Source organism: Pseudonocardia charpentierae (genome assembly GCF_031845345.1).
In the GTDB taxonomy this organism is placed as follows: Bacteria; Actinomycetota; Actinomycetes; order Mycobacteriales; family Pseudonocardiaceae; genus Pseudonocardia; species Pseudonocardia charpentierae.
In genome coordinates this window covers 139,973-165,234 of the sequence record NZ_JAVREJ010000016.1, presented here as the reverse complement: position 1 = coordinate 165,234, position 25,262 = coordinate 139,973, and the positions used below count along the sequence as shown (strand labels likewise).

Genomic DNA, 25,262 nt, shown 5'->3' with positions numbered 1-25,262 from the left:
GGCCGCGGGCCGGCAGACCCGTCAGAAGTCGGACGTGAACACGGTATCGGTCAGCGCGTCGAACACGGCCTGGTAGCGACGGAACGCCTTCTCGTACTGCGGCGCCGCCGTCTCGTCCGGCTGGTAGGTCTCGGTGACGGTCACCGCGTGGTCGACCGCGGCGGCGACGTCCGGGTACACCCCGACCGCGGTGCCGGCGTAGAGCGCGGCGCCGAGGCAGCCGGTCTCCGAGGTCTGCAGGAGCTCGACGGGGCGCTCGAACACGTCGGCCAGCAACTGGCACCAGATCGGCGACTTCGCCGCTCCCCCGACCAGCCGCACGCTGCGCACCTCGACACCGGCCTTGGCCTGCGCCTCGAGCACGTCCCGCATCTCGAACGCGATGCCCTCGAGCACGGCACGGGCCATGTCCGACTTGGTCGTCGCCAGGGTCATGCCGACGAAGGTGCCCTTCGCGCTGGGGTTCGGGCTCGCACCGGCGGCCCCCTGCAGGTGCGGCAGGAAGGTGACGCCGTTCGACGCCGGCGGCACGTCGCTGACGGCCTGGGTGATCAGGTCGTAGGGGTCGCGCTTCAGGGCACGGCCGGCGGCGATCTCGAGGTCCCCGAACACGTCGCGGTACCAGCGGAAGCTCGCCGCGGCCGTGTTGGAGAAGCCCTCGATGGTCCAGTTGCCGACGCCGTGGTTGGGCTTGACCGTGAGCGTCGACAGCGGGTCGCGCAGCGGCTTGTCGGAGACCACGTAGCAGGACCCGAAGGTGCCGAGCACCATCACGGCCGTCCCCGCGCGCAGCCCGCCGCCGCCGAGGGTCGAGCAGTTCTGGTCCATCGCCCCCAGGCACAGCGGAGTGCCCTCGGCCAGCCCGGTCAGCGCGGCCACCCGGGCGGAGATCTCCCCGACGACCTTGCCCGCCTCGGTGACGACCGTGGGCAGCTTGTCGAGCGGCACGCCGACCGCGGTGTTCAGCCGCTCGGACCACTCGCTGGTGTCGACGTCCAGCGTGCCGTAGCGGCTGGCCGAGCAGGTGTCGGTGAACCCGCCCTCGGCCCCGAACGCCCGCAGGAAGTAGTCCTGGTGGTCCGAGATGACCGCGACCCGCGCGAAGTTCTCCGGCTCGTGCTCGCGTACCCAGTCGATCTTGCTGGCAGTGAAGACCGACCCGAGCTGGTTGCCCCCGATGCGGTAGAAGTCGGCGACGTCGATCCGCTGGGAGATCCCCTCGATCTGCTCGATGCCACGGATGTCCTGCCAGCCGATGAACGGCCGGACCAGCTCCCCGTTCTCGTCCATCAGGGTGGTGACCGAGCCCTGCGTCGACAGCGCCACGGCGGCGATGTCCTCCTTGGCCACGCCCGACCGCGACACCGCGCTCCGGCACGACTCGAACAGCGCCGGCAGGATGTCCTCGGGCGTCTGCTCCACCCAGCCCGGACGCGGGTAGTAGCAGGGATACTCGCGGTAGTCCGTGCCGATCACCTTGCCGTCTTCGTCGAAGACGCAGGTCTTGCATCCGGTCGTGCCCTCGTCGATACCGACCACGTACTTCATCGTCGAAGTCCTTTCCCGCTCAGGCCTGGGCCGCTGGTGTTCTCGCGCCCGGAATGACGCCCGTGCGGCGCATCTCGTCGAGGGCGTCGATGATCTCGGGCACCGCGCGGGTGCCGATGAGGTCGGCCCCGGCGAGCAGGAACCCGTACGCGTTCTGCGGCCGCGGGGGTTGCACGCCCGCCACCTTCGACTTGACCCCGGTGCCGGCGACCGCGTCGCGCATCACGGTGAACTTGTGCAGGTCGCACCCGTCGTAGGACCCGGTGGACGTCTTGATGTACACCGCCCCGGCCTCCACCACGGCGTCCGCGGCCCGCCTGATGTCGTCGTCCTCCAGGTAGGCCACCTCGAGGATGACCTTGGTGACGCAGCTGCCTGCCTCCTCGACGAAAGCCTTGAGCTCCTGCTGCACCGTGCGGACGTCGCCGCTGAGCAGCGCACCGATGTTCATGACGATGTCGAGCTCCTCGGCCCCGGCCTCCACCGCGTGGCGGGTCTCCGCCGCCTTGGTGCGCCAGTCGGCGGTGCCGCCGGGGAAGGAGATCGCGGCGGCGGCGTGCACACCGGACCCGGCGACCTCCTCGATGATGACGGGAAGCCAGTGCGGCGACGAGGCGTAGAACGCCGCGCAGTTGTAGGCGACCGCCTGCTTGCAGCCCGACCGGATGTCCGATTCGGTGGCCCATTTGAACAGGACCGAATGGTCGAAGTACTTGCCGAGCGACCTCGGGTCGATGGTGGCGAGATCGAGCACGTGGCTCTCCTATTCGTCGGACCCCTATACCTGCCGGAGAAGCTGGTCGAGCGGATCTGCGGCGCTGACGTCGACCTCACGTCCCGCGTCGCGGTGCGTCCACACGGCGCCGCAGGCCGCGCGGAACTGGTCCAGTCCGGGTGCGCCGGACAGGTGCAGGGCGTCGTCGTCGATGCGCGCAGAGGCGGCCCCGCACACCCAGGTGCCGTCGGGCCAGGCCGTCGGCGCCGGGTGGGGCTCCAGGAGGGCGCCCAGGTCGTGGCCGACGTACCGCGGCCGGTCGCCGGGAGGCGCCCGGAGCACGTCGCGCACCCCGTGTGCCCCGCTGAGCACGTGCAGCGTGTCCATGCCCAGCTCGGTGGCCCCGCGCATGTCCGTGTCGATCCGGTCGCCGACCACGACGACGCTCTCGGGCGGCTCGTCGGTCGCCTCCCGGTACATGATCGGCTCGGGCTTGCCGACCGCCGTCGGGACGGCGCCGGTCACGGCGGTGACCACGTCGACGAGCGCACCGTTCGCCGGAACCAGCCCCCGGTCGGTCGGCACGGAGATGTCGAGGTTCGTGGCGACCAGCCGCGCCCCGCGCTGGACGGCGATGCATGCCTCGGCGAGGTCGCGCCACCCCACCCGGGGACCGAAGCCGATCAGCACCACGGCGGGAGCGTCGTCCGCGGAGGCGACCGTCGTCGCCCCGACCTCGCCCAGGGCGGCGAGCACGCCGTCGCCACCGACGGCCAGCACGTTCCGGCCGGGGAACTCCTCGGCGACGAACCGCGCGGCCGCGACGGCCGAGGTCACGACGTCGCCGGCCTCCGCCGTCACCCCGAATCCGCGGAGGTGGTCGACGACCGCCGCCGGGGTCCGCGACGCGTTATTGGTGATGAAGGTGATGCGGACACCGTCGCGCCGCACCGCCTCGATGGCCTTGTCGGCACCGGGCACGATCGACCCACCGCGGTAGACCACGCCGTCCAGATCGAGGAGCACGTGCCGGTGGCCGGCGACCAGAGGAGCGTCAGAACCGCGCAGACCCGACACGTCCGGCTACACCCGGGCCGGGATCTTCTCGGCCGCCTGGGATTTCTCCACGTGGGCGCGGTACTGGTCCACGAGGTCCGGAGCGGACCGGGTGCCGATCAGGTCGACGCCCATGTCGAGCATCCACAGGGTCGCCGCGAGCGCGAACGTGCGGGGGACGCCACTCAGCTTGAGCCTGGTCCGCCCACCCAGGGCTGACGTCATGACCTCGAGGTGCCGGACGTCGGGCAACACCGCGCTCCCCGTCGCCGTCTTCACGTGGTCGACGCCGTGGTCGACGCCCATCCGGGTGGCGGTGCGGATCTCCTCGTCGGTCAGGAAGCCGACCTCGATGATCACCTTGGACAACGCGCCCCCGTCGCGCGCGCGATCGGCCAGCATCGCGATCTCGCGCTCGACCAGGGCGAGGTCGCCGCTCTTCAGGGCGCCGATGTTGATGACCATGTCCAGGGCGGTGCCGCCGACCTCGAGGGCCTCGTGGATCTCGGCCTCCTTGGTACGCGTGGTCTGCGTGCCGTAGGGGAACGCGAGCGCGACGCCGACGTGGACGTCGGATCCGCGCAGGACCTCGGCAACCAGCGGCGTCCAGGTCGGGGTGGTGTAGTACGCCGCGACCCGGTAGTCGCGGGCACGCTCGCACCCCGTCCGGATCACGCTTTCGGTGGTGTCCTGAGCCAGGACCGCCATGTCGAACTTCTTGGCGTACTCGCTGACGCTGAGCATGTACCGCTCCTTGAGTTGCCGTCCGCTCGTCTCTGGGGAGCAACTTGATCGGCCAACCCTAGACATGTCTAGCCTGCGAAGTCCAGAGCGGAGAAGCGATCCCCGTTTCCGCCGCCGACTGGAGAACGGACCACTCACGAGGGCCGGACCACCGCTACGGTCGACGCGACGTACGGAGATCGTGGAGGCGGGATGGGACGGGTCGTCGACATCTGGTCGCCGGCGATCGGGGCCGCGGGTGCGGTGATCGCCTACGGCCACTGGGGCCTGCCCGTGCTGGTGTTCCCGTCGGAAGCCGGAAGGGCGGGCGACTTCGAGGCCAACGGCATGGTGGACGCCGTGGCGGACCTCCTCGACCAGGGGCGGATCAAGCTCTACTGCGTCGACAGCTACGACGCCGCGTCGTGGTCGGACCGCGGCATCCCGCTGGAGGAGCGGGCGCGCCGGCACGGCGCTTTCGAGTCGTGGATCCTGGACCAGGTCGTGCCGTTCGTGCACGGCGACTGCGGCGGGCCGACCGGCGTGCTGACCACGGGCGTCAGCATGGGGGCGTTCCACGCCGCGAACTTCGCCCTGCGCCGCGCAGACCTGTTCCCGCGGGCGCTGTGCCTGTCGGGCAACTACGACCCGAGCACCTGGCACGGCTGGGGCGAGCAGGGCGAGGCGCTCTACTTCCAGAACCCGACGGCCTACGTCCCCGGCCTGCACGGCGACCACCTGGAGTGGCTCCGCCACCAGGTCCGTCTGACGCTCGTCTGCGGGCAGGGCATGTGGGAGGACACCACCGGAGCCCTGAACAGCACTCGCACGCTGGCCGGGCTCCTGGCCGGGAAGGGCATCCCCCACGAGCTCGACGTGTGGGGGCACGACGTGGCGCACGACTGGCCGTGGTGGCGGCGCCAGCTCCCCCACCACCTGCACCGGATGACGTGAGAGGGAGGCGAGGATGAACCGACACCTGGTCGGGCTGCTGCTCGGCACCGAGGAGGACTGGCCCCGCGCCTTCGAGACGATCCTGCGGCGGACGGGCCCGGTCCGCGCGGGCGGAGGCGAGGAGCACGCCTTCGACGTCGAACGGATCACCATCGAGCCGTTCGACCTGCGCGACCGGCCCCGCTACGACCTGGTCATCGACCGGCTCGCGTACTGGTACTACGTCCCCCGCGAATGGCTCAAGAAGATCGCGCTCATGGACGACGTGTACCTGCTCAACAGCCCGTTCACCTTCCAGTCGATGGAGAAGCACGCCGCCTACTGCGCGATGATGCGCCTCGGGCTCAAGGTGCCCGACACCGTGCTCGTGCCGTTCAAGAACCCGCCGGACAACGCCAAGTGGGCCTACACCGCGTCGCGGTACAACCAGCCGTTCGACCTCGAGGCCGTCGCCGAGCGGATCGGCTACCCGCTGTTCATGAAGCCCTACGACGGCGGCGCCTGGGTCGGTGTCACCCGCATCAACGACCGCGACGACCTGCACGCAGCCTACGACGCCTCGGGCCAGCGGTTGATGCACCTGCAGAAGGCGGTCGACGGCTACGACGTCTTCGCGCGGTCGCTCTCGATCGGGCCGGAGACGATGGTGATGAAGTTCCGGCCCGAGCTGCCCATGCACGACCGCTACGAGGTCGCCCACGGGTTCCTCACCCCGGACGTCGGCGAGGAGGTCGTCACGATCTCCCGCCTGGTGAACGCGTTCTTCCGGTGGGAGTTCAACTCGTGCGAGAACCTCGTCGCGGGCGGCGAGGTGCATCCGATCGACTACGCCAACGCCTGCCCGGACGTCGCGCTGACGTCCCTGCACTACTACTTCCCCTGGGCGATGACGGCGCTGGTGCGCTGGACGATGTTCACCATGGTCGCCGGCCGCACGCCGCGCCTGGACCTCGACATGGCCGCCTACTTCGCGATCGCCGACCGCGACGACCTGTCCTACGGCGACAAGCTTGCGGGCTATCGCCGGCTCGCCGACGACTATTTCGAGACCGAGCGCTACCTCGACTTCTGCGCGAGCCGGCTGAGCCACCTCGACGAGGTCGTGCTCGAGTGGGTCGACAGCGCGGACTTCGACACGCTGCTGGTGGAGACGGTGCGCGCGACCTACCCGGCGGCCGAGCACGACCGGTTCGTGGCCCACTTCCGCGGACTGGTCCGGCTGTGGGTGACGGACACGAAGGCGGCGCTGCAGCCGGGTCAGCCCGCGTAGAGGTGCAGGTCGGCGGCGAACCGCTCGGTCATCTCGATCACCCGCTGCAGGTCGTGGTGCCGGACGACGATCCAGCCGTCACCCATGACCGTCGCCCGCCAGTCGCGCCGTGGCGCGCCGACGGGCAGCAGGTCGACGTGCACGACGTCACCGCCGTACGCGGCGCGCAAGGCGTCGAGGCCGTCGACGTGGCTGATCCGGCCGTCGCCGTGGGCCCGCTTGAAGATGCTGCCGGCGTTGTACTTCCGCGTCGGGGTGTGCCCGATCCGCCCGTGGAGCACGGCCTCGGCCCAGCCGGCGTAGAGGTCGGCGTCGCAGGCGTAGTTCATGAGGTCGACCACCCGGGCGCCGGGCGGCCGCGCGGCGATCTCGCCGAACACCGCCTCGCCCGACGCGGTGCGGTACCACTCCATGTGCGTGAACCCGGCGCGGAACCCCAGCGCGGCCAGCACCTGTTCGCCCATCGCCCGCCCGGCCTGGAGCTCGGGCACCGACAGGTCACGCAGCACGATCGACACCGGGCTGATCCACTCGTGGAGCCGGTTCTGCAGCGGCCGCGGGCGGTACCACATCACGTTCTCGAAGAGGATCTCTCCGTTCGCGCAGACGGTGTCGAAGGTGAGCTCCTCGCCGTCGACGAACTCCTCGACGCTGACCTCCGGCACGTGCCCGAGCATCGACAGCACCTCGGCGAGCTGCGCGGCGGAGTCGGCCCGGTACGTGTCGGCCGAGCCGGCGCCCGAGATCGGCTTGACGATGACCGGGTAGCCGATCCGCTCGGCCGCCTCCCACACCCCGGCGACCGTGGTCGCGGCGAAGTGGTGCGGCGTCCGGATGCCCGCGGCGTCGAGCACCCGCTTCATGCGCTCCTTGTCGCGGAACGGCACGGTCTGCTCCACGGTCATGCCCGGCAGCCCGAACGACTCCCGGATGCGCGCCGCCAGGAGCATGTAGGGCTCCCACAGGCACTCGACCTGGTCGAACCGGAAGTGCCGGGCCAGCCCGTGCAGCGCGCCGAACACGGCGCCCTCGTCGGCGAGCGAGACGTGCTCGTAGTGCGCCATCGCATGGCGTGCGGCGTCGGGCAGGTCGTGCGGCGGCTGGTCGCCGACCCCGATCACCGTGGCACCGGCGCCCGCGAGGGCCCGGGTGAAGTACGACATCTCCGTCGGGAATCCCGGCGACAGCATCACCACCGCGCTCACGGCACCTCCACCAGCTCGACGCGGATCCCGTCGGCGATCTGCGCCACCGCGTCGCGCACCACGGCGGTCTCCGGATGGCGCACGATCACGTAGCCCTCGCCGGTGTAGTCCGACGACGCCGGCTGGCCGGGCACGGGCAACCGGGCCTCCACCACGAGGTGCCCGAGGCGGCGCTGCAGCTCCTCGACGCCGTGCACGGCCCGCACCTGGCCCCGGCCCTGCCCGCGCAGGTAGACGCAGCCGGCCGCGAACTTCCGTTCCGGTGGGTCGATCCTGTCGAGCAGCACCAGCTCGCACCACATCCGGTAGAAGTCGACGTCGTGCACGTAGCCCAGCATCGACGAGAGCTGGGCACCCGGCGGCCGGGCCCCGACCTCGGACACCGCCACGGTCCCGTCCGGGCGCCGGAACCACTCCATGTGCGTCAACCCGTCGCGCACCCCCAGCGCCGCGACGGCGGCCGGTCCGACATCCCGGATCGCGGCGTAGCGCGGGTCGTCGAGCTCGCGCGGCAGCAGCACCGTCCACTGGATCCACGGGTTGCGCAGCACGTCCAGCGGCGGGGGCAGGTAGTCCGACACCGAGGCCCAGACCGTGGTCCCGCCCACCTGGACGCTGTCGAACGTGTGTTCCTCGCCGACGAGGAACTCCTCCAGCAGGCCGGGCGCCTCGGGCCGCGGCGGAACGGCGGCGACCCAGCTCCGCAGGGCGTCGGCGTCGTCGAGCCGGTAGGTCGCCTGCGCGCCGGCTCCGGCAGGCGGCTTCGCGACGAGCGGGAAGCCGACGGCCGCGGCGAACGCGAACGCATCGTCCGGCGAGGTCACCAGCCGGTGGCGGGCGCACGGGACACCCGCTGCGGACAGCACCGTCTTCATCCGCGCCTTGTCGCGCACGTTGCGCGCGGTGGCGACGTCGAGCCCGGGGATGCCGAGCGTCTGCCGGACCTCCGCGAGCGGCACCTGCAGCTGCTCCAGGGCCCCGACCAGCCGCTGCACCGGCCCGAGCTGCCGCGCCAGGCCCCGCACGGCGTCCGCGATCTGCCGCGGGTCCAGCGCGTCGTCCACCCGCCAGTGCCCGGCGAGGTGCCGGGCCGGCTCGGGCGGCACCTGCTCGGCGGGGGCGGTGGTCACGACCGCGAGACGGACGCCGGGAAGCTGCGCGGCCGTACTGACGAACCGGACCGTCGCCGGCGCCAGGAACGGCGCGACGAACACGGCGACGACCATGGACGGAAGCTACCCTGCTGGCCGTGAACGTGGTCTTCGTCGAGCCCGCCTTCCCACCCACGCAGCGGCATTTCGTCCGTGCCCTGGCGGAGGCGGGTGCGACGGTCGTCGGCGTCGGCGAGCGCCCCGCCGAATGGCTCGACGACGAGCTGCGGAGCTGGATGCCGCACTACCACCAGGTGTCGACGGTCGTCGACGCCGGCGTGCTCACCGACACGGTGCGCCACATCCAGAGTTACCTCTGGGTGGACCGGCTCGAGGCGCCGATCGAGGCGCACACGCTGGCGGCCGCCCAGGCGCGGGAGAACTGCACGATCCCGGGCACGTCCGTGCGCACGGCGTGGCTCTGCCGCGACAAGCCCTCGATGAAGGACGCGCTGCGGGGCGCCGGGATCCCGACCGCCGCGTCGGCGGCCGTCACGAGTGCGGCGGAGGTGCACGCCTTCGTCGAGGCGACCGGCTTCCCGATCGTCCTCAAGCCCCGTACCGGTGCCGGCGCCCTGGACACGACCCGCGTCGACGACAACGGCCAGCTCGAGCAGGCCCTGGGCCGGTTCGGCGGGCAGGGCGTCGAGTCGATCGCGGTGGAGGAGTTCGTCGAGGGCCACGAGGGCTTCTACGACACGGTGTCGGTCGACGGGAACATCGCGATCGACTTCGTGTCGCACTACTACCCGAACGTGCTCGAGGCGATGCGGACGCGGTGGATCTCCCCCCAGTTCGTCTCCACGAACAGGGTCGACTCGGCAGCCGACTACCGAGAGCTGCGCGACCTGGGCGCCCGGGTGAACGAGGTGCTCGGCATCGGCACCAGCGCCACGCACATGGAGTGGTTCTTCGGACCCAAGGGCCTGCGGTTCTCCGAGATCGGCTGCCGCCCGCCGGGGGTCGGGGCATGGGACCTCTACTCCGCAGGCAACGACATCGATCTCTACCGGGAATGGGCGAACGTCGTGGTGCACGGCCACGTCGGTGCTCACCCGTCGCGGCGGCTGGCCACCGGGATCGTCGCCCTGCGACCCGATCACGACGGGCAGATCACCGGCTATTCCGGCGTCGACGAGGCGCAGGCGCGTCTCGGGGAGTGGGTGATCGACGCCAACCTGCCGCCGTCCGGCACCCCCACCCAGCCGGTCGAGGCCGGCTACTGGGCGAACGCCTACGTACGGATGCGCCACCCCGACTACGACGCGCTGCGCGGCATGCTCGACGACGTGGGCCGCAGCGTGCATGTGTACGCCCGGTGACGTGCACCCAGTGATGTGTACGCAGTGAGGGCGTTCGTTCTCGGCCCGCAGCGCCGTCCCACCCTGGGCCCCGTCGTCGGGGCGCTCGACCTGGCGGCGCCGGTCTCGACGGTGACGGCCGGCTGGGAGGAGCGCGAACCCGACGACACCGAGCTCGACGCGCTGCTCGGCGGCCGCAGCAGGAACCTCCGGCTGCATGCGCGCTGGCAGGACGTCCTGGCCCGCGACCCGGCCTACGCCGACGCCGAACGGCAGTACCGGGCGGCGCTGCGCGAGCACCGCGCGCTGTACCAGCTTCGGCTCGACGCCGCGCTGCGCGGGCTGCGCGAGGTGACCCGGTACGACGGCGACGACGCCGTGCGCAGCGCGGCGCGGACCGACGCGGAGGCCGTCGTCCGGCTCGTCGACGAACAGCACCTGGCCCGCGTGCGGGAGGCCCGTGCGTCCTTCGAGGACACCTGGCGGCCGGGCGAGCGGGACGCGGTCGCCGAGCACCGATCCGCCGTGTCGCACCTGGCGGGCAGCGCGTCGGCGCTGGTGGTGACCGGCGGGAACGTGGAGGTGCTGCTCCACGTGCTGCGGCTGTTCGCAGTACCCGCGCCTCCCGCGGTCATCGCCTGGTCCGCGGGGGCGATGGCGCTCACCGAGCGCGTGCTGTTGTTCCACGACCGCACCCCGTACAGCCCGTCGGACGCGGAGTTCCTCGACAGCGGCGTCGGGTGGCTGCGCGGTTGCGTCCTGCTGCCGCACGCGCGCAGGCGGCTGCGGACCGACGACCCGGTGCGGATGGCCGAGCTGGCCGCGCGGGCGGCCCCGGCGCGCTGCGTGGTCCTCGACGACGGCGTCCGGCTCGACCTCGGATCGCACGGGGAGCTCCCGCCGGACGCGCGTGTCGTCGCGGGCGACGGACACATCGGGGAGGTGGCATGACGCGCTCCGCGATCAACCGGCTGCGCGCGGCGAAGCCGGACGCCGCCGCGGTCGACAGGTTCGTGGCCCGATTCACCGCCCGCCACGAGGTGCCGATCGTCGAGGGTGAGCGGTGCACGTTCCTGTGGCGCGGCGAGGCCGATGCGGTGCACCTCGTGCAGCGGATCGTCGGGCTGCCCGACCGCATCCCGCTACGGCGGCTGCCGGACACCGATCTCTGGTACGCGGTCCTGGAGCTGCCGGAGGGATCGCGGATCAACTACCAGTTCGACGTCCGGCACGGCGACCACGTCGAGTGCACCAACGACCCGCTCAACCCCAAGATCTCCTACAGCCCGGTCGGCAGCTCGTCGGCGTGCTTCGCGCACGGGTACCACACACCCGAGTGGACGTTCCCCGATCCCGACGCCCGGCCGGGCGAGCTGACCGAGCTGGTGGTGCGCAGCCGCGCGCTGCGCCGCGACTGGCCGGTGACGGTGTACCTCCCCGCCCGGTTCCGTCGCACGGCGAGCTACCCGCTGCTGGTGGTGTACGACGGCGGCGACTTCCTGCAGTACGCAGCGGCGAAGACGGTGCTGGACAACCTGATCCACCGCCTCGACGTCGCCGAGGTCGTCGTCGCGTTCGTCAACCCGGGCGACCGGCTCGTCGAGTACGCGAACTCGGCCGTGTACGCCCGGTTCGTCACCCGCGAACTGGTCCCCCGGCTCGAGGCCGAGCTGCCGCTGATCGGCAGTCGAGCGGGGCGCTGCCTGCTCGGCTCCAGCTTCGGCGCCGTCGCCGCGCTGAGCGCCGCCTACCGCGCACCCGACGTCTACGGCAACCTCGTGCTGATGTCGGGGTCGTTCGTGTTCACCGACATCGCCGGCGCCGACCACGGCGGCGGCCCCGTCTTCGACCCGGTCGTCCGGTTCGTCAACCGGTACCGGGAGCGTCCGCGCCGGGTCGCCGACCGGATGTTCGTCAGTTGTGGCATGTATGAACCGCTCATCACGCCGAACCGTTCGATGGTGCCCGTGTTCGAGTCCGCGGGCATGGCGGTCCGGTTCCTGGAGACCCGCGACGGCCACTGCTGGGAGAACTGGCGCGACAGCCTCCGGGAGGCGCTGTCGTGGGTGTATCCCGGGCCGCAGAAGCTGGTCTACGAGTAGTCCCGGCCTACCCTGCGAACAGTCCGAAAACCGCAGTCCGGCGAGGGAGGACCAATGGCCGACGACCTGATCAGCACGGCGCTGGAGCGTGCCCCGGACACCGACGACGTGCTCATCGGCCCGGGTGCGCTGGCTTCGGTGGGCGAGGTCGTCCGGCGGGTGGTGGGCGACCGGCCGGTGACGGTCGTGGCCGACGAGGTCACCTGGCGGGTCGCCGGGAAGCAGGTGCAGGAGCAGCTCGACGCCTCCGGCGCTGCGGCGGGCGAGGCGTTCCTGTTCCCCGCGGGGACCTTCGTCCGCGCGGACTACGCCAACGTCGAGAAGGTGCGCGACGCGCTCGCGGCGCGCGACACGATCCCGGTCGCCGTCGGCTCCGGAAGCCTCAACGACCTGGTGAAGCGGGCCGCGCACGAGCTCGACCGCCGGTACGTGGTGGTGGCGACGGCGGCCTCGATGGACGGCTACACCGCGTTCGGGGCGGCCCTGACCCGCGACGGCTACAAGCAGACGATGACCTGCCCCGCGCCACTGGCGCTCGTCGCCGACCTCGACGTCCTCGCCGCCGCACCGACGGGGATGACGGCGTCGGGCTACGGCGACCTGCTGGGCAAGGTGACCGCGGGCGCCGACTGGCTGCTCGCCGACGCGCTCGGCGTCGAGCCGATCGACGCGACGGTCTGGTCGCTCGTCCAGGGCCCGCTGCGCGACGCGGTCGGTCGACCGGCCGAGCTGGCCGCGGGCGACCCCGCCGCGCTGGGCGGGCTCGTCGAGGGCCTGGTGATGTCCGGGCTGGCCATGCAGGCGCACGCCTCCTCGCGCCCCGCCTCCGGCGCCGAGCACCAGTTCAGCCACCTCTGGGAGATGGAGGGCCTGGGCGCAGACCAGCGACCTCCCCTTTCGCACGGGTTCAAGGTCGGCATCGGCTCGATCGCCGTCGCCGCCCTCTACGAGCGGCTGCTCGACCGCGACCTCGGCGACATCGACGTCGACGCGCTGGCCGCCGCGTGGCCCACCGCGGACCAGGTCGCCCGCGACGTCGAGGCGGTCCACTCGATCGACGGCGTGCGCACGGCGGCGGTCGCGGAGAGCCTCGCGAAGCACGTCGGCCCGGAGCAGCTCGCCGAGCGGCTGGAGCTGGTGCGCACCCGCTGGCCGGAGCTGCGCGAACGCCTCGTCGGGCAACTGCTCCCGGCCGCGGAACTGGCCGAGATGCTGCGCGCCGCCGGGGCCCCCTCCCTGCCGGCGGACATCGGCGTCTCCGCGGAGACGCTGCGCGACACCTACTACCGCTGCCGGACGATCCGCCGCCGCTACACGGTCCTCGACCTCGCCGCGGAGACCGGATTGCTGGAGCCGTGCGTCGACGAGCTCTTCGCCCCGGGCGGCTTCTGGGCGTGACGGTCGTGCAGCGCGCCCCGATGCGCTAGGAAGGTCCAATGGATCTCGCCTGCGTCGTCGGGACCTTCGACACCAAGGGCCGCGAGCTCGCCTACGTGGCCGAGCTCGCGCGAGCCGCCGGCGCCCGGGTGGTGACGGTCGACGTGTCCACGTCGGGCTCTGCCGCAGCGGCCGACGTGACCGCGGCCGAGGTCGCTGCACACCATCCGAACGGCGCCGACGCGGTGTTCACCGGCGACCGCGGCAGCGCCGTCACCGCCATGGCCGTGGCGCTGGAGCGGTACCTGACCGGGCGCGACGACGTCGGCGCCGTGCTCGGCCTGGGCGGCTCCGGCGGCACCGCGCTGGTCACGCCGGCCATGCGCGCGCTGCCCGTCGGCGTCGGCAAGATCATGGTGTCGACGGTGGCGTCCGGGAACGTCGCTCCCTACGTCGGGGCGAGCGACATCGCGATGCTCTACTCGGTGACCGACGTCGCGGGGCTCAACCGGATCTCCCGGCTGGTGCTGGGCAACGCCGCGCACGCCCTGGCCGGCATCGTCACCCACGCGGTGCCCGATGCTCAGGACCGGCCGGCGGTGGGGCTCACCATGTTCGGGGTCACGACGCCGTGCGTGACGGCGGTGGTCGAGCGCCTGGGCGAGCAGGTCGACCCGCTCGTGTTCCACGCGACGGGCACCGGGGGTCGCGCCATGGAGAAGCTCGTCGACGACGGGCTCGTCGCCTCGGTGGTGGACGTGTCGACCACCGAGGTGGCCGACCTGGTGGCGGGCGGGATCATGGCGGCCGGCGACGACCGGCTCGACGCGATCGTGCGGACCGGCGTGCCCTACGTGGGCTCGGTCGGCGCGACCGACATGGTCAACTTCGCCGCGCCGGACACCGTGCCGCAGCGCTACGTCGGCCGCCTGTTCTACGAGCACAACCCGCAGATCACCCTCATGCGCACCACGAAGGAAGAGTGCGTGGCGATCGGCGAGTTCCTGGCCCGCAAGATCACGGCGATGACCGGTCCGGTGCGGATACTGCTGCCGACCGGCGGCGTGTCGGCGCTCGACGCGCCCGGCATGCCCTTCCACGACCCGGACGCCGACGAGGCGCTCTTCACCACCATCGAGCACGGCGTCGGCCGGCCGGGCGTGGTGACCCGGGTGCCGTACCACGTCAACGACCCGGAGTTCGCCGACGCGCTCGTCGCGGCCTGGCGCGAGGTCACCGGAGCGGAGGTCCCGGCATGAGGTTCCGGCGTGCGGAGCTGGTGGAGCGTTTCCAGGACATGGCGCGCCGTGGGCAACCGATCGTCGGCGGCGGTGCGGGCACGGGCCTGTCGGCCAAGTGTGAGGAGGCCGGCGGGATCGACCTCATCGTGATCTACAACTCGGGCCGGTACCGCATGGCGGGACGGGGGTCGCTCGCCGGCCTGCTCGCCTACGGCAACGCGAACGAGATCGTGGTCGAGATGGCCGCGGAGGTGCTGCCGGTGGTCACCCGCACCCCGGTCCTCGCGGGCGTCAACGGGACCGACCCCTTCATGATCACCGACCGGTTCCTGCGCGAGCTGACCGACCTGGGCTTCGCCGGGATCCAGAACTTCCCGACCGTCGGGCTGATCGACGGGGTCTTTCGCGCCAACCTCGAGGAGACCGGCATGGGCTACGGACTGGAGGTCGACCTCGTCGGCGCCGCCCGTGCCGCCGACCTGCTCACCACGCCGTACGTCTTCTCCGCCGACGACGCCCGGGCGATGACCGCCGCCGGCGCCGACATCGTCGTCTGCCACATGGGGCTGACCACCGGCGGATCGATCGGCGCGGAGACCGCGAAGTCGCTCGACGACTGCGTCCGGCTGGTCGACGAGTGGGCCGCGGCGGCCCGCGAGGTGCGCGACGACGTGCTGGTGCTCTGCCACGGCGGCCCGATCGCGATGCCGGACGACGCCGCGTACGTGCTGGAGCGCACGAAGGACTGCCACGGCTTCTACGGGGCGTCGTCGATGGAGCGGCTGCCCACCGAGACCGCGCTCATCGAGCAGACGCGCGCCTTCAAGAGCCGCCTCGCCCGGCCTGACCCGCGCTGACCCGGAGCTCGCTGACGACGTCACGGACCATGCGCAGTGAGGCGGCGTCCAGGACGTTGCCGAACTCGATGACCCGGACCCGGTCCTGGAGGAGCTGCTTCAGCTCGGGCATCCCGCTCGGGATGACGACGACCTCGATCCCGCTCAGGTGCTCGGGCCCCGTGCCGTCCAGGACCTCGACGTTCGTCACGCCGGCCTGCGCCAGCGAGTCGCGGACGCTCGCGGCCTGCTCCTCCGTGTGATACCGGATGCCGACCCGCTGACCCTTCGGCACGCTCGCTATCTCGACGAGGGTCTGAATGTGTGGCCCCACGACAAGGGCGACGACGTCGGTTGAGGGGCCACGGAGCAGCCCACGGACCTCGGCGAGATGGAAAAACGTGGTCAGTACGAGTTCGGCCTGCACCTGCGCCGCCTCGAACTCGCCCAGTACGAGGGGCCTCACGGGGACGCCGACCTCTCGTTCGATCTCGCGGGCGAAGGAGGTCGCGCGGTCGGCGTTGCATTCGACGAAGGCGACCGTCGGACCCGTGCCGGCCGTCAGGACGGCGAGGTTCGTCACGAGCTCCTGGATCTCGGACGGTGTCAGCCCCAGTTCGACGCACTCGCGCGCGGCCGCCGCCAGGAGGTCGCGCGCGCGATCCCGGGCCGCCGACGTCGTGCGTGCCTGGGCACCGCCGACGACCACCATGCCGTTGCGCCCGCGGGCCTCGACGAGGCCGAGTCGCCGCAACTCGCCGTAGGCGTGGGCGACGGTGTTCCGGTTGATCCCGAGGTTGTCGCCGAGCATGCGTGAGCCGGGCAGGCGTTCGCCGTCGACCAGCTGCCCCATCTCGATCATGAACGTCAACTGCATGACGATCTGGCGGTAGATCGGGATGTCGGACTTCTGACTGACCCGGATGGTGGCGGACATGACCTCGTTCTCGTCGTTCGTCCCAGGCTAGTACGCCGAATACTAGGACAAATCGCGGATGTCCCGCGCCGACAGGCTTGCTGGACGAGCAATGGCTTAGTTCACTGGGCCACAGCGGTCCGCCGGGTCCGCCCGAAATCAGGGAGACAACGTGGCCACGGACCCCTTCTGGGATGACGTCGACCGGCATCTCGTCCGGTACATCCCCGCGTTCACCCCGCGGATCATCGAGCGCGCCGCGGGCTCGTACGTCTACGACAGCGACGGCAACGCGATCCTCGACTTCACGTCGGGGCAGATGAGCGCCGTTCTCGGGCACTCCCACCCGGACATCGTGAAGACGGTGACCGACTCGATCTCGTCGTTGGCCCACCTGTTCAGCGGCATGGTGTCCCGGCCGGTCGTGACGCTGGCGACGAGGCTCGCGGACTCGCTGCCGGACAACCTCACCAGGATGCTCCTGGTGACGACCGGGGCGGAGTCCAACGAAGCCGCGATCAAGATGGCCAAGATGTACACCGGGAAGTACGAGATCGTCTCGTTCGACCGCTCCTGGCACGGGATGACCTCGGGCGCCGCCGCGGCGACGTTCTCGGCGGGCCGCCGTGGCTACGGCCCGGTGCTGCCCGGCAACCTCACCCTGCCGACGCCCAACGCCTACCGCTCCCCCTTCCGGAACGCCGACGGTTCCTACGACTGGGAGTCGGAGCTGGACTACGGGTTCGCCGCGGTCGACGCCCAGTCGACCGGCTCGCTGGCCGCGTGCCTCGTCGAGCCCATCCTCTCGTCGGGCGGCGTCGTCGAACTCCCGCTCGGCTATCTCGCACGGCTCAAGGAGATGTGCGCGGCCCGCGGGATGCTGCTGATCGTCGACGAGGCGCGGACGGGGCTGGGGCGCACGGGCACCATGTACGCCTTCGAGCGCGACAGCGTCGCCCCGGACATCCTCACGCTGTCCAAGACGCTCGGCGCGGGCCTGCCGGTCGCGGCCGTCATGACCGGCGACGACATCGAGCGGGTCTGCGCCGAACGCGGATTCCTCTTCTACACCACCCACGCGTCGGACCCCTTGGCCGCCGCGGTCGCGCTCACCGTTCTCGACGTCATCGAACGCGACGGTCTGGTCGAGCGCGCCGCGAAGCTCGGCGACCGGCTCCGGGACCGGCTCGTCGACCTGCAGGGCCGGTACGACGTGGTGGGCGACGTGCGCGGACGCGGGCTGCTCCAGGGCATCGAGCTGGTCACCGACAAGGCGACCAGGGCTCCGGCCGACGCCCTGGGCGCCGCCATCACGTCGGCCTGCCTGGAGCGGGGCCTGCACATGAACATCGTGCAGTTGCCGGGGATGGGCGGGATCTTCCGGATCGCCCCGCCGCTCACGATCAGCGAGGCCGACCTCGACACCGGTCTCGACATTCTCGACGACTCCGTCCGCACCGTGGTCGGCTCGGGCTGACCGTCAGACGACGAGCCAGACCAGGCCCGCCATCGCGAAGCCCACCACCGAGAGGATCGTCTCGAGCACGGTCCAGGTCTTGAGGGTGTCCTTGACCGACATGTTGAAGTACTTGGCGACGATCCAGAAGCCGCCGTCGTTCACGTGGCTCGCGACGATCGAGCCCGCCGACACGGCGATGACGATGAGCGCGGTCTGCGCCTGGGTGTAGCCGCCGACGGCGACGAGGGGCTGGACAATGCCCGCGGTGGTGACGATGGCGACGGTCGCCGAGCCCTGGGCCAGGCGCAACGCGGCACTGATGAGGTACGCCGAGACGATCACGGGCAGCCCGATCGCCGACATCGAGCCCGCCAGCGCCTTGCCGACGCCGGTCGCCTGCAGCACCGCGCCGAAGAAGGCGCCCGCGCCGACGACGAGCAGGATCATGCCGATCGGCTTGAGCGACTCACCGGTGATCCGCCCCAGCTCGGCGACGGTCATGCCGCGCCGGACGCCGAGCAGGTACATGGCGAGCAGCACCGCCACGGTCAGGGCGATCGCCGGTGTGCCGAGGAAGAACACCACCGACTGCAGCCGCGAGCCCGGGGCCAGGACGATGCTGCCGAACGTCGCGCTGAGGATCAGCAGCATCGGGACGGCGATGACCGTGGCGATCAGCGCGACGGACGGGGGCTGGGTGCGCACGGCGGTCGCGGTGCCGCCGGACCCGGCCGGGCCGTCGGGACCGTCCGGGTCGACCGAGTCGGCCCGCGACGCCTCCAGCTCGGCGGCGATGAACTCGTCCGGCACGTCGACGTGGATCCGGTTGCCGATGAACGAGCCCCACCAGACCCCGCTGACCAGCCAGGCCGGGATCCCGCAGATCAGGCCCATGAGGATGATCCAGCCCAGGCTCACGCCCAGCAGCCCCGCGGCGGCGACCGGACCGGGGTGCGGCGGCAGGAACGCGTGGGTCATCGACAGCCCGGCGAGCATCGGCATCGCGTAGAGCACGAGCGACCGCCCACCCCGCTTCGCGGCGACGTACACGAGCGGCGCGAGCACGAAGATGCCGATGTCGAAGAACACGGGGATGCCGAGGATGAGGCCCGTCAGGCCCATCGCGAGCGGCGCTCCCTTCGGGCCGAACAGCCGCAGCAGGCGCGACGTGAGCGCGTCGGCGCCGCCCGACCGTTCCATGATCGCGCCGAGGACGGTGCCGAGACCGATGATCGGGGCGATGTGGCCGAGGATCCCGCCGAAGCCCTTCTCCAGGATGGAGTCCGACGCCTTGAGCGGCGTGCCGACCAGCTGGGAGATCGGCAGCCCTGCGGCCAGGGCGACGAGCAGGGCGACGACGATCAGCGCGATGAACGGCTCGAGCTTGAATTTGATGATCATGAGCAGCAGCACGGCGACGCTGACGGCGGCGAGGGTGAGCAGGCCGGCGGTGTCGTGCTGCAGCCAGGTGACGAACGCGGTCATCTCAGGACTCCGGTGACGGGGTGAGGGCGGCCGCGAACGTGCGGGCCCGCTCGGTGATCTCGGTCCAGTCGCCGCGCATGACGGCGGCCGGGGGCACGACGCTCGTGCCGGCGCAGACGGCCGTGGCACCGGCGGCGAGGAACGCCGCGGCGTTGTCGGCCGAGATGCCGCCCGAGGGCAGCAGCTCCACCTGCGGATACGGTCCGCGCAGGTCGGACAGGTACTTCGGGCCCAGCCGACCGGCCGGGAAGACCTTGACGGCGGCCGAGCCCAGGTCGACGGCGACGGCCACCTCCGTCGGGGTGAAGGCGCCGAGCATCACCGGGACGCCGGCGGCGACGGCGACCTCGGCCACCGCGGGCCGCAGGCCCGGGGTCACGAGGAACCGCGCACCGGCGTCGATGGCGGCGCGAGCCTGGTCCGCGGTGAGGACGGTGCCTGCGCCGAGCAGCACACCGGGGACGTCGGCCGCTGCGGCGAGATGGTCCAGCACGTCGGGCGTGGTGAAGGTCAGCTCGACGGTGCGGATCCCGCCCTCGGCCAGGGCCCGGCAGAGTTGCGCGGCGTCCGGGATGTGGTCGGCGCGCACGACCGTCAGGGCGCGGTCGGTGCGCAGCGCCTCCAGCACCTCGTACGAGGAGGTTCGGGTGAGCGAGGTCATGCGACGGCTCCGTCCGGGAGGCGGCGCAGCGCGCGACCGGCGAGGGCGTCGGTGCGCCGCCCGTCGTCCATCGCGAGCTCGCCGTTGACGAACACGTAGGGGATGCCGGCGGCGGGTTGCCGCGGGTCGGCGTAGGTGGCGGAGGCGGCGACCGTGGCGGGGTCGAACAGCACCAGGTCGGCGGCGTACCCCGCCTTGACCAGGCCGCGGTCACGCAGTTTCAGCCGCGCGGCGGCCCGCCCGGTGAGGTGCCCGACGCACTCCTCCAGCGAGAAGACGCCCAGGTCGCGGCAGTAGTGCCCGAGATAGCGCGGGAAGGTGCCCCAGGCCCGCGGGTGCGGCTTGGCGCCGACCAGCAGACCGTCGCTCCCGCCCGTGTGCCGGGGGTGGCGCATGATCGCCTGCACGTTCTCCTCGTGCCCGACGTGCTGCAGGATCCCGGTGCCCAGCTCGTCGCGGAGCAGGACGTCGACGAACACGGCGAACGGCTCACGCCCCGTGTCCGCGGCGACCTGCGCGATGGTGCGCCCGACCAGCCCGTCGAGCTCGGGGTGGGTCACCCCGCTGATCTCGATGGTGTCCCACTCGGCGACGACGCCGTGGCAGCCGTCGGACCCGTGGACCTCCAGGTCGTCGCGGATCCGGGCGAGCGCCGACGGGTCGCGCAGGCGGTGCAGCGTCGGGTCCTGGCCGCCCGCCGACGACCAGCTCGGCAGTACGGCCGAGAGCGTGGTGGCGCCGGGTAGGTAGGGGTAGGTGTCGAGGGTGATGTCGGCGCCGTCCGCGATCGCCGCGTCGAGCATGGCGAGCAGCTCGCCGGCGCGGCCCTTGTTCGGGGCGAAGTTCATCGTCGCGTGCGACAGGTGCAGCGGGCAGCCGGCGCGGGTGGTGAGGTCGATCATCTCGGCGTAGGCGTCGAGCGCACCCTTGCCGTACGAGCGGTGGTGCGGGGCGAAGAAGCCGCCGAGCTCGCCGACGGTCGTGCACAGGGCGAGGAGCTCGGCGTTGTCGGCGTACATGCCGGGCGTGTAGGTGAGACCGGCCGACAGGCCGACGGCCCCTTCGGCCATCGCCGTCCGCACGATCTCCTGCATCGCCGCGATGTCGTCGGCACGGGCCGGCACGTCGTCCCAGCCGCAGACCAACGCCCGCACGACGCCGTGCGGGACCAGGTAGGCCGCATTGCCGGCGATGCCCCGGTCGAGGCGGTCGAGGTACTCCCCCACCGTGCGCCAGGAGAAGTCGAAGTCCGCCGGGTCGGAGTTCCAGCCGGCGATCTTCTTGCGGAGCATCGCCAGCGCGTCGTCGTCGACCGGTGCGTACGACAGGCCGTCCTGGCCCAGCAGCTCGGTCGTCACGCCCTGACTGATCTTGGCGAGGTGGTCGGGATTCAGCAGGATCTGCAGGTCCGAGTGCGCGTGCATGTCGATGAACCCGGGCGAGAGGACGAGCCCGTCGGCGTCGACCACCCGGTCGGCAGCCGACGGCGGGCCGCCCGGAGGCAGGATCGCGGCTATCGCGCCCGCCTCGACGAGCACGTCGGCGCGGTAGCGGGGGCGCTCCGTCCCGTCGACGACGGTGGCGGCGCGAATGAGCGTGGACACGGGTCCCCTCTCTAGAAGTAGGTGCGGACGAGGTCGACGACCACGGGATCGGTTGCCGACCCGGCGGTTCCGTCGATCACCGGGATCTCGCGCCACTTGTCGAATGCCGTGCAGGGGTGGGAGAGGCCCAGCCGCACGACGTGGCCCACGTCCAGGGTCGTGCCGGGGTCGAGCCGCAGGAACGCGTGCTGGTCGTTGACCGCGGTGATCTCGCCGGACAGCGGGCGTGCCGGGGCCCCGAGCGCGTCGGCAGCCAGCTGCGGCTCGGGCAGCCCCTCGTCGAACGGGATGTCGCGCTTGCCCGCGTCGAGCAGGACGAGCCCGGGCTCCGGCCGGGAGACGACGCGGGTCCAGGCGTGCATCGCGGAGATCAGCGGGGTGTCGCCGTGCCGGGAGAGGGGCGAGATGCCCCGGTAGAAGCCGTCGTCGTGGATGACGTAGGCCCCGGAGCGCAGCAGCACGCACGTCCCCGGCCCGGCCAGCGGCCCGAGGACGTCCGCGACGTCGTCGAAGAAGGCGCTGCCGCCCGCCGTGACGACCACCTCGTCGACCTCGTAGGTGCCGGCGAGGTCGGCGTGCAGGGCGGCGAGGTCGCGCAGGTAGCGGCGGACGACGTCGAGCCCGGCGGGCGAGGCGTCGTGGGCCAGCGCTCCCTCGTAGCCGGCCACCCCGCCCAGGTGCAGGTGCGGGCTGGCGACCACGGCCGCCGCGACGTCGCGCGCCGTGGACAGGTCGCGGGCGCCGGTGCGGCCGCCGGGCGCACCGAGCTCGACGAGCACGGTCAGCGGGCGCGCAGGACGGAGCTCGGTGAGGACCGCGTCCATGGCGGCCACGGACCGCACCGAGTCGACCCACGACAGCACCTGCAGCCCGGGATCGGCGTCGAGGGCCCGGCTCACCGCGGTGATGCCGACGGGATCGACGAGCGCGTTCGCCAGCTGCACCCGCCGGAGGCCGAACGCCAGGGCGACGCGCACCTGCGAGGGCGTCGCCAGCGTGATCCCCCAGGCGCCTGCGGCGAGTTGCTGCTCCCACAGAACCGGGGCCATCGTCGTCTTGCCGTGCGGAGCCAGCCCGACACCGCGCCGGGCGCACCACTCGGCCATGCGGGCCACATTCGCGTTGATCGCAGAGGCCTCCAGCACGAGCAGCGGGGTCGCGAAGGCCGAGAGCCGAGGGTCGGTGGCCAGGAACTCCGCGGCCGTCAGACCGGCGCTCCCCGGCGGCAGCGCCTTCTCGAGCGGGTCGAGCCGTCGCTGCGCCAGCGCGGCGAGTGTGTTCGGGTCCAGCCGCTGCGGGCCGACGACGGTCGCGGCCATCTTGCCTCCTCCGGTTGCGTACCTTGCAACGCTGATTGCGTCTGCTGCACGAAGAGTTGTAACATCGCGGTTACAAGCCCGTCAACCAGCAGGAGGGAACGAACGCATGGAGTGGTCGACGGACGGTCAGGAGCAGCGCAGGAGGAGCGCCGACGTCGTGTGCCTCGGCGAGGCTCTCGCCCTGGTGCCCGCCCTGCCCGGGCCGGGAACGCCCGTGCCCGGCCCCGCACTACTCGCCGGAGCCGAGGCGAACGTCGCCGCCGGCCTGGCCGGCGCGGGCGTCGCCGCCGCGTGGGCCGGCCGCTTCGGCCGCGACGAGCTCGGCGCGTTCCTGCACGCCGAGCTGCAGCGTCGCGGTGTCGACGTGGCCGCCGTGGAGATCGACGCCGAGCGACCGACGGGCTGCTACGCGAAGGTCACCGAGGCGGACGCCGACGGGGAGCCCCGCAGCCGCATGAGCTACCGGCGCGCCGGATCTGCCGCCTCGGCCATGACCCCGGCGTTCCTCGACAGGCCCGCCCTCCGCGACCGGCTGTCGACCGCGCAGGTGATCCACACCAGCGGCATCACCGCCGCCCTCTCGGACTCCTGCGCCGCGCTCGTGCACGAGCTGACGGGGCGCCCCCGCCCGGGGCTGCTGAGCTTCGACGTGAACTGGCGGGAGCAGATGTGGCCCGGCGGCGACCCGGGCGTGGTCGCCGCACTGGCCGGCCGGGCCGATCTGGTGCTGGTCGGCGGTGACGAGGCCGAGCGGGTGTTCGGGACCGACGACCCGGTGCATCTGCGTCGCCTGCTGCCGCATCCGCGGTGGCTGGTCGTCAAGGACGGCGCGCGACGCGCGCTGGCGGTCGACCGCACGGGCGCCGCGATCGACCAGCCCGCACTGCGCGTGGAGGTGGTGGAGCCCGTGGGGGCGGGCGACGCCTTCGCCGCCGGCCTCCTGACCGGCCTCGTCCGCGGCGAACCGCTCGCCCGCTGCCTGCGCCGCGGACACCTGCACGCCGCGGCGGTGCTCACCGTCACCGGCGACTCGGCGCCGATGCCGCCCGGCGACGTCCTCGACCCGTTGCTGGGCGCCCCTCCCGGCGACTGGGCGAAGATCGAGGTGACGGCGGCGGGCCTCGCCGCGCCGGGGGGAGGAATACGGTGAGCCAGAGCCTGGACAAGGCGCTGCAGATCCTGAAGCACCTGGGTGCCGGGCCGGCCTCGCTCGACCAGCTCGCAGCCAAGCTCGGGGTGCACAAGACGACGGTGCTGCGGCTGCTGCGCACTCTCGCCGACGAGCACTTCGTGTTCCGCGACGGGAACCACCGCTACCACCTCGGCTCGCAGGTCTTCGAGCTGTCCAGCCGCGGGCTGGAGCAGCGGGAGGTCCGCGGCATCGCCGCGCCGCACCTCACCGCGTTCAACCGCGAGCACGGCCGCACGACCCACCTCTCCGAGCTGTCGGGCAGCGAGATCGTCTACATCGACAAGCTCGAGTCGCACGACCACCTGCGCATGGCCTCGCGCATCGGGCTGCGCGCACCCGTGCACTCCACCGCCGCCGGAAAGGTGCTGGCGGCCGACCTGCCGCCGGCCGAGCTGGAGGGCGTCCTCGCCGGCGTGACGTTCGACCGCATGACCGCGAACACCCTGACCTCACGGGAGGAGTTCCTGTCCGAGCTGGCGCAGGTGCGCGAGCAGGGCTGGGCCCACGACCGCGAGGAGAACGAGAACTCCATCAACTGCATCGGCGCACCGGTCCGCGACGCCTCGGGCCGCGCCGTCGCCGCGGTGTCGGTGTCGGTGCCCGACATCGTGCTCACCTACGACCAGCTCCTGGAGCTGCTGCCCGCGCTGCGCGCCGTCACCGGGAAGATCTCCTGGGACTGCGGATACCGGCCCGGTCCCGACACGTCGAGAGGACACCCCGCATGACCGACCCGACCACCAAGACCGTCGTCCGGACCGATGCCGCCCCGGCTCCGGCCCACACCTTCAGCCAGGGGGTGCGCAAGGGCGGCCTGCTCCAGGTGTCCGGCCAGGGCGCCGTCGATCCCGCCACGGGCGAGTACATCGGGGCGGGCGACGTCCGGGTGCAGACCCGGCGCACGCTGGACAACGTCCGGGCCGTGCTGGAGGCCGGTGGCGCCGGTGTCGAGGACGTGCTGATGTTCCGCGTCTACCTCACCAGCCGTGACGACTTCGCAGCGATGAACGAGGTGTACGGCGAGTTCCTCGTCGAGCACGTGCCCAGCGGCGCCCTCCCCGCCCGCACCACCGTGTTCGTCGACCTACCCCACGAGGTGATGCTCGTCGAGATCGACGCGCTCGCCGTGGCGGGCTGAGGGAGCGGC

23 protein-coding genes are annotated in these 25,262 nt (G+C 72.1%); 12 read left to right on the top strand and 11 right to left on the bottom strand.

Annotated elements, in window-relative coordinates; genetic code table 11:
* Nucleotides 1-21: 21 nt before the first annotated feature.
* The 4 genes from RM445_RS21700 to deoC (RM445_RS21685) are packed head-to-tail and all read right to left on the bottom strand — an operon-like array spanning nucleotide 22 to nucleotide 4,063.
* Complete coding sequence (locus tag RM445_RS21700) at nucleotides 22-1,548, bottom strand: FGGY-family carbohydrate kinase (RefSeq protein ID WP_311558652.1); 1,527 nt, start codon at nucleotides 1,546-1,548, stop codon at nucleotides 22-24.
* Between the two features lie 19 nt (nucleotides 1,549-1,567).
* The gene (deoC, locus tag RM445_RS21695; protein ID WP_311558651.1) at nucleotides 1,568-2,302 is read right to left on the bottom strand and encodes a deoxyribose-phosphate aldolase; all 735 of its coding nucleotides are present in this window, start codon (nucleotides 2,300-2,302) and stop codon (nucleotides 1,568-1,570) included.
* 24 nt (nucleotides 2,303-2,326) lie between these two features.
* Nucleotides 2,327-3,340, bottom strand: coding sequence for an HAD-IIA family hydrolase (locus RM445_RS21690; RefSeq protein WP_311558650.1), 1,014 nt, complete (start codon nucleotides 3,338-3,340; stop codon nucleotides 2,327-2,329).
* Between the two features lie 6 nt (nucleotides 3,341-3,346).
* Nucleotides 3,347-4,063 carry a deoxyribose-phosphate aldolase gene (gene deoC, locus RM445_RS21685; protein WP_311558649.1) on the bottom strand — a complete coding sequence of 239 codons (717 nt, stop codon included), beginning with the start codon at nucleotides 4,061-4,063 and terminating at the stop codon, nucleotides 3,347-3,349.
* 192 nt (nucleotides 4,064-4,255) lie between these two features.
* Here deoC (RM445_RS21685) and RM445_RS21680 point away from each other — a divergent pair, with 192 nt between their 5' ends.
* Nucleotides 4,256-4,996, top strand: coding sequence for an esterase family protein (locus RM445_RS21680; protein WP_311558648.1), 741 nt, complete (start codon nucleotides 4,256-4,258; stop codon nucleotides 4,994-4,996).
* A 13-nt stretch (nucleotides 4,997-5,009) separates the two neighbouring features.
* On the top strand, nucleotides 5,010-6,266 hold the full coding sequence (locus tag RM445_RS21675; RefSeq protein ID WP_311558647.1) for an ATP-grasp domain-containing protein: 1,257 nt from the start codon (nucleotides 5,010-5,012) through the stop codon (nucleotides 6,264-6,266).
* Here RM445_RS21675 and RM445_RS21670 read toward each other — a convergent pair.
* Together RM445_RS21670 and RM445_RS21665 are read right to left on the bottom strand one after the other, a co-directional pair.
* Nucleotides 6,254-7,471 (bottom strand): ATP-grasp domain-containing protein, encoded by a 1,218-nt coding sequence (locus RM445_RS21670; protein WP_311558646.1) that lies wholly within the window; start codon nucleotides 7,469-7,471, stop codon nucleotides 6,254-6,256. The two genes, RM445_RS21675 and RM445_RS21670, sit on opposite strands and share 13 nt — an antisense overlap.
* Nucleotides 7,468-8,697 carry a hypothetical protein gene (locus RM445_RS21665; protein WP_311558645.1) on the bottom strand — a complete coding sequence of 410 codons (1,230 nt, stop codon included), beginning with the start codon at nucleotides 8,695-8,697 and terminating at the stop codon, nucleotides 7,468-7,470. Before RM445_RS21665 ends, RM445_RS21670 begins: the two co-directional genes overlap by 4 nt.
* 23 nt (nucleotides 8,698-8,720) lie before the next feature.
* Between RM445_RS21665 and RM445_RS21660 the strand changes: the two genes are divergently transcribed.
* From RM445_RS21660 to RM445_RS21635, 6 genes are read left to right on the top strand one after another with little or no spacing between them, the layout of a single operon-like run.
* Nucleotides 8,721-9,944, top strand: a complete 1,224-nt coding sequence (locus RM445_RS21660; RefSeq protein WP_311558644.1) for an ATP-grasp domain-containing protein — start codon at nucleotides 8,721-8,723, stop codon at nucleotides 9,942-9,944.
* Nucleotides 9,945-9,968: 24 nt separating this feature from the next.
* Nucleotides 9,969-10,874, top strand: a complete 906-nt coding sequence (locus RM445_RS21655) for a hypothetical protein (RefSeq protein WP_311558643.1) — start codon at nucleotides 9,969-9,971, stop codon at nucleotides 10,872-10,874.
* Entirely contained in the window at nucleotides 10,871-12,025 is a 1,155-nt protein-coding gene (locus RM445_RS21650; protein ID WP_311558642.1) for an alpha/beta hydrolase-fold protein, read from the top strand. The genes RM445_RS21655 and RM445_RS21650 overlap by 4 nt, the downstream gene beginning before the upstream one ends.
* A gap of 54 nt (nucleotides 12,026-12,079) precedes the next feature.
* Nucleotides 12,080-13,423 (top strand): sn-glycerol-1-phosphate dehydrogenase, encoded by a 1,344-nt coding sequence (locus RM445_RS21645; RefSeq protein ID WP_311558641.1) that lies wholly within the window; start codon nucleotides 12,080-12,082, stop codon nucleotides 13,421-13,423.
* A gap of 38 nt (nucleotides 13,424-13,461) precedes the next feature.
* Nucleotides 13,462-14,661, top strand: a complete 1,200-nt coding sequence (locus RM445_RS21640) for a Tm-1-like ATP-binding domain-containing protein (protein WP_311558640.1) — start codon at nucleotides 13,462-13,464, stop codon at nucleotides 14,659-14,661.
* Complete coding sequence (locus tag RM445_RS21635; protein WP_311558639.1) at nucleotides 14,658-15,500, top strand: phosphoenolpyruvate hydrolase family protein; 843 nt, start codon at nucleotides 14,658-14,660, stop codon at nucleotides 15,498-15,500. Before RM445_RS21640 ends, RM445_RS21635 begins: the two co-directional genes overlap by 4 nt.
* Here the strand turns inward: RM445_RS21635 and RM445_RS21630 are convergent.
* Entirely contained in the window at nucleotides 15,466-16,416 is a 951-nt protein-coding gene (locus RM445_RS21630; protein WP_311558638.1) for a GntR family transcriptional regulator, read from the bottom strand. The two genes, RM445_RS21635 and RM445_RS21630, sit on opposite strands and share 35 nt — an antisense overlap.
* A 151-nt stretch (nucleotides 16,417-16,567) precedes the next feature.
* Here RM445_RS21630 and RM445_RS21625 point away from each other — a divergent pair, with 151 nt between their 5' ends.
* Nucleotides 16,568-17,872: an aspartate aminotransferase family protein gene (locus RM445_RS21625; protein ID WP_311558637.1), complete on the top strand. Its 1,305-nt coding sequence runs from the start codon at nucleotides 16,568-16,570 to the stop codon at nucleotides 17,870-17,872.
* Nucleotides 17,873-17,875: 3 nt separating this feature from the next.
* Here RM445_RS21625 and RM445_RS21620 read toward each other — a convergent pair whose 3' ends face one another.
* The 4 genes from RM445_RS21620 to RM445_RS21605 are packed head-to-tail and all read right to left on the bottom strand — an operon-like array spanning nucleotide 17,876 to nucleotide 22,923.
* On the bottom strand, nucleotides 17,876-19,339 hold the full coding sequence (locus RM445_RS21620; RefSeq protein WP_311558636.1) for a GntP family permease: 1,464 nt from the start codon (nucleotides 19,337-19,339) through the stop codon (nucleotides 17,876-17,878).
* A gap of 1 nt (nucleotide 19,340) precedes the next feature.
* On the bottom strand, nucleotides 19,341-20,000 hold the full coding sequence (locus tag RM445_RS21615) for a bifunctional 4-hydroxy-2-oxoglutarate aldolase/2-dehydro-3-deoxy-phosphogluconate aldolase (RefSeq protein WP_311558635.1): 660 nt from the start codon (nucleotides 19,998-20,000) through the stop codon (nucleotides 19,341-19,343).
* Nucleotides 19,997-21,604, bottom strand: a complete 1,608-nt coding sequence (locus RM445_RS21610; RefSeq protein WP_311558634.1) for an N-acyl-D-amino-acid deacylase family protein — start codon at nucleotides 21,602-21,604, stop codon at nucleotides 19,997-19,999. The genes RM445_RS21615 and RM445_RS21610 overlap by 4 nt, the downstream gene beginning before the upstream one ends.
* 11 nt (nucleotides 21,605-21,615) lie before the next feature.
* On the bottom strand, nucleotides 21,616-22,923 hold the full coding sequence (locus tag RM445_RS21605) for a type III PLP-dependent enzyme domain-containing protein (RefSeq protein WP_311558633.1): 1,308 nt from the start codon (nucleotides 22,921-22,923) through the stop codon (nucleotides 21,616-21,618).
* 106 nt (nucleotides 22,924-23,029) lie between these two features.
* Between RM445_RS21605 and RM445_RS21600 the strand changes: the two genes are divergently transcribed.
* Genes RM445_RS21600 through RM445_RS21590 form a run of 3 tightly spaced genes read left to right on the top strand, consistent with a single transcriptional unit; the run spans nucleotide 23,030 to nucleotide 25,253 of the window.
* Nucleotides 23,030-24,073, top strand: coding sequence for a sugar kinase (locus tag RM445_RS21600; protein ID WP_311558632.1), 1,044 nt, complete (start codon nucleotides 23,030-23,032; stop codon nucleotides 24,071-24,073).
* A complete protein-coding gene (locus RM445_RS21595) occupies nucleotides 24,070-24,843 on the top strand; it encodes an IclR family transcriptional regulator (protein ID WP_311558631.1) in 774 nt (257 codons plus the stop codon). The genes RM445_RS21600 and RM445_RS21595 overlap by 4 nt, the downstream gene beginning before the upstream one ends.
* Nucleotides 24,840-25,253 (top strand): RidA family protein, encoded by a 414-nt coding sequence (locus tag RM445_RS21590; protein ID WP_311558630.1) that lies wholly within the window; start codon nucleotides 24,840-24,842, stop codon nucleotides 25,251-25,253. The genes RM445_RS21595 and RM445_RS21590 overlap by 4 nt, the downstream gene beginning before the upstream one ends.
* Nucleotides 25,254-25,262 lie beyond the last annotated feature (9 nt).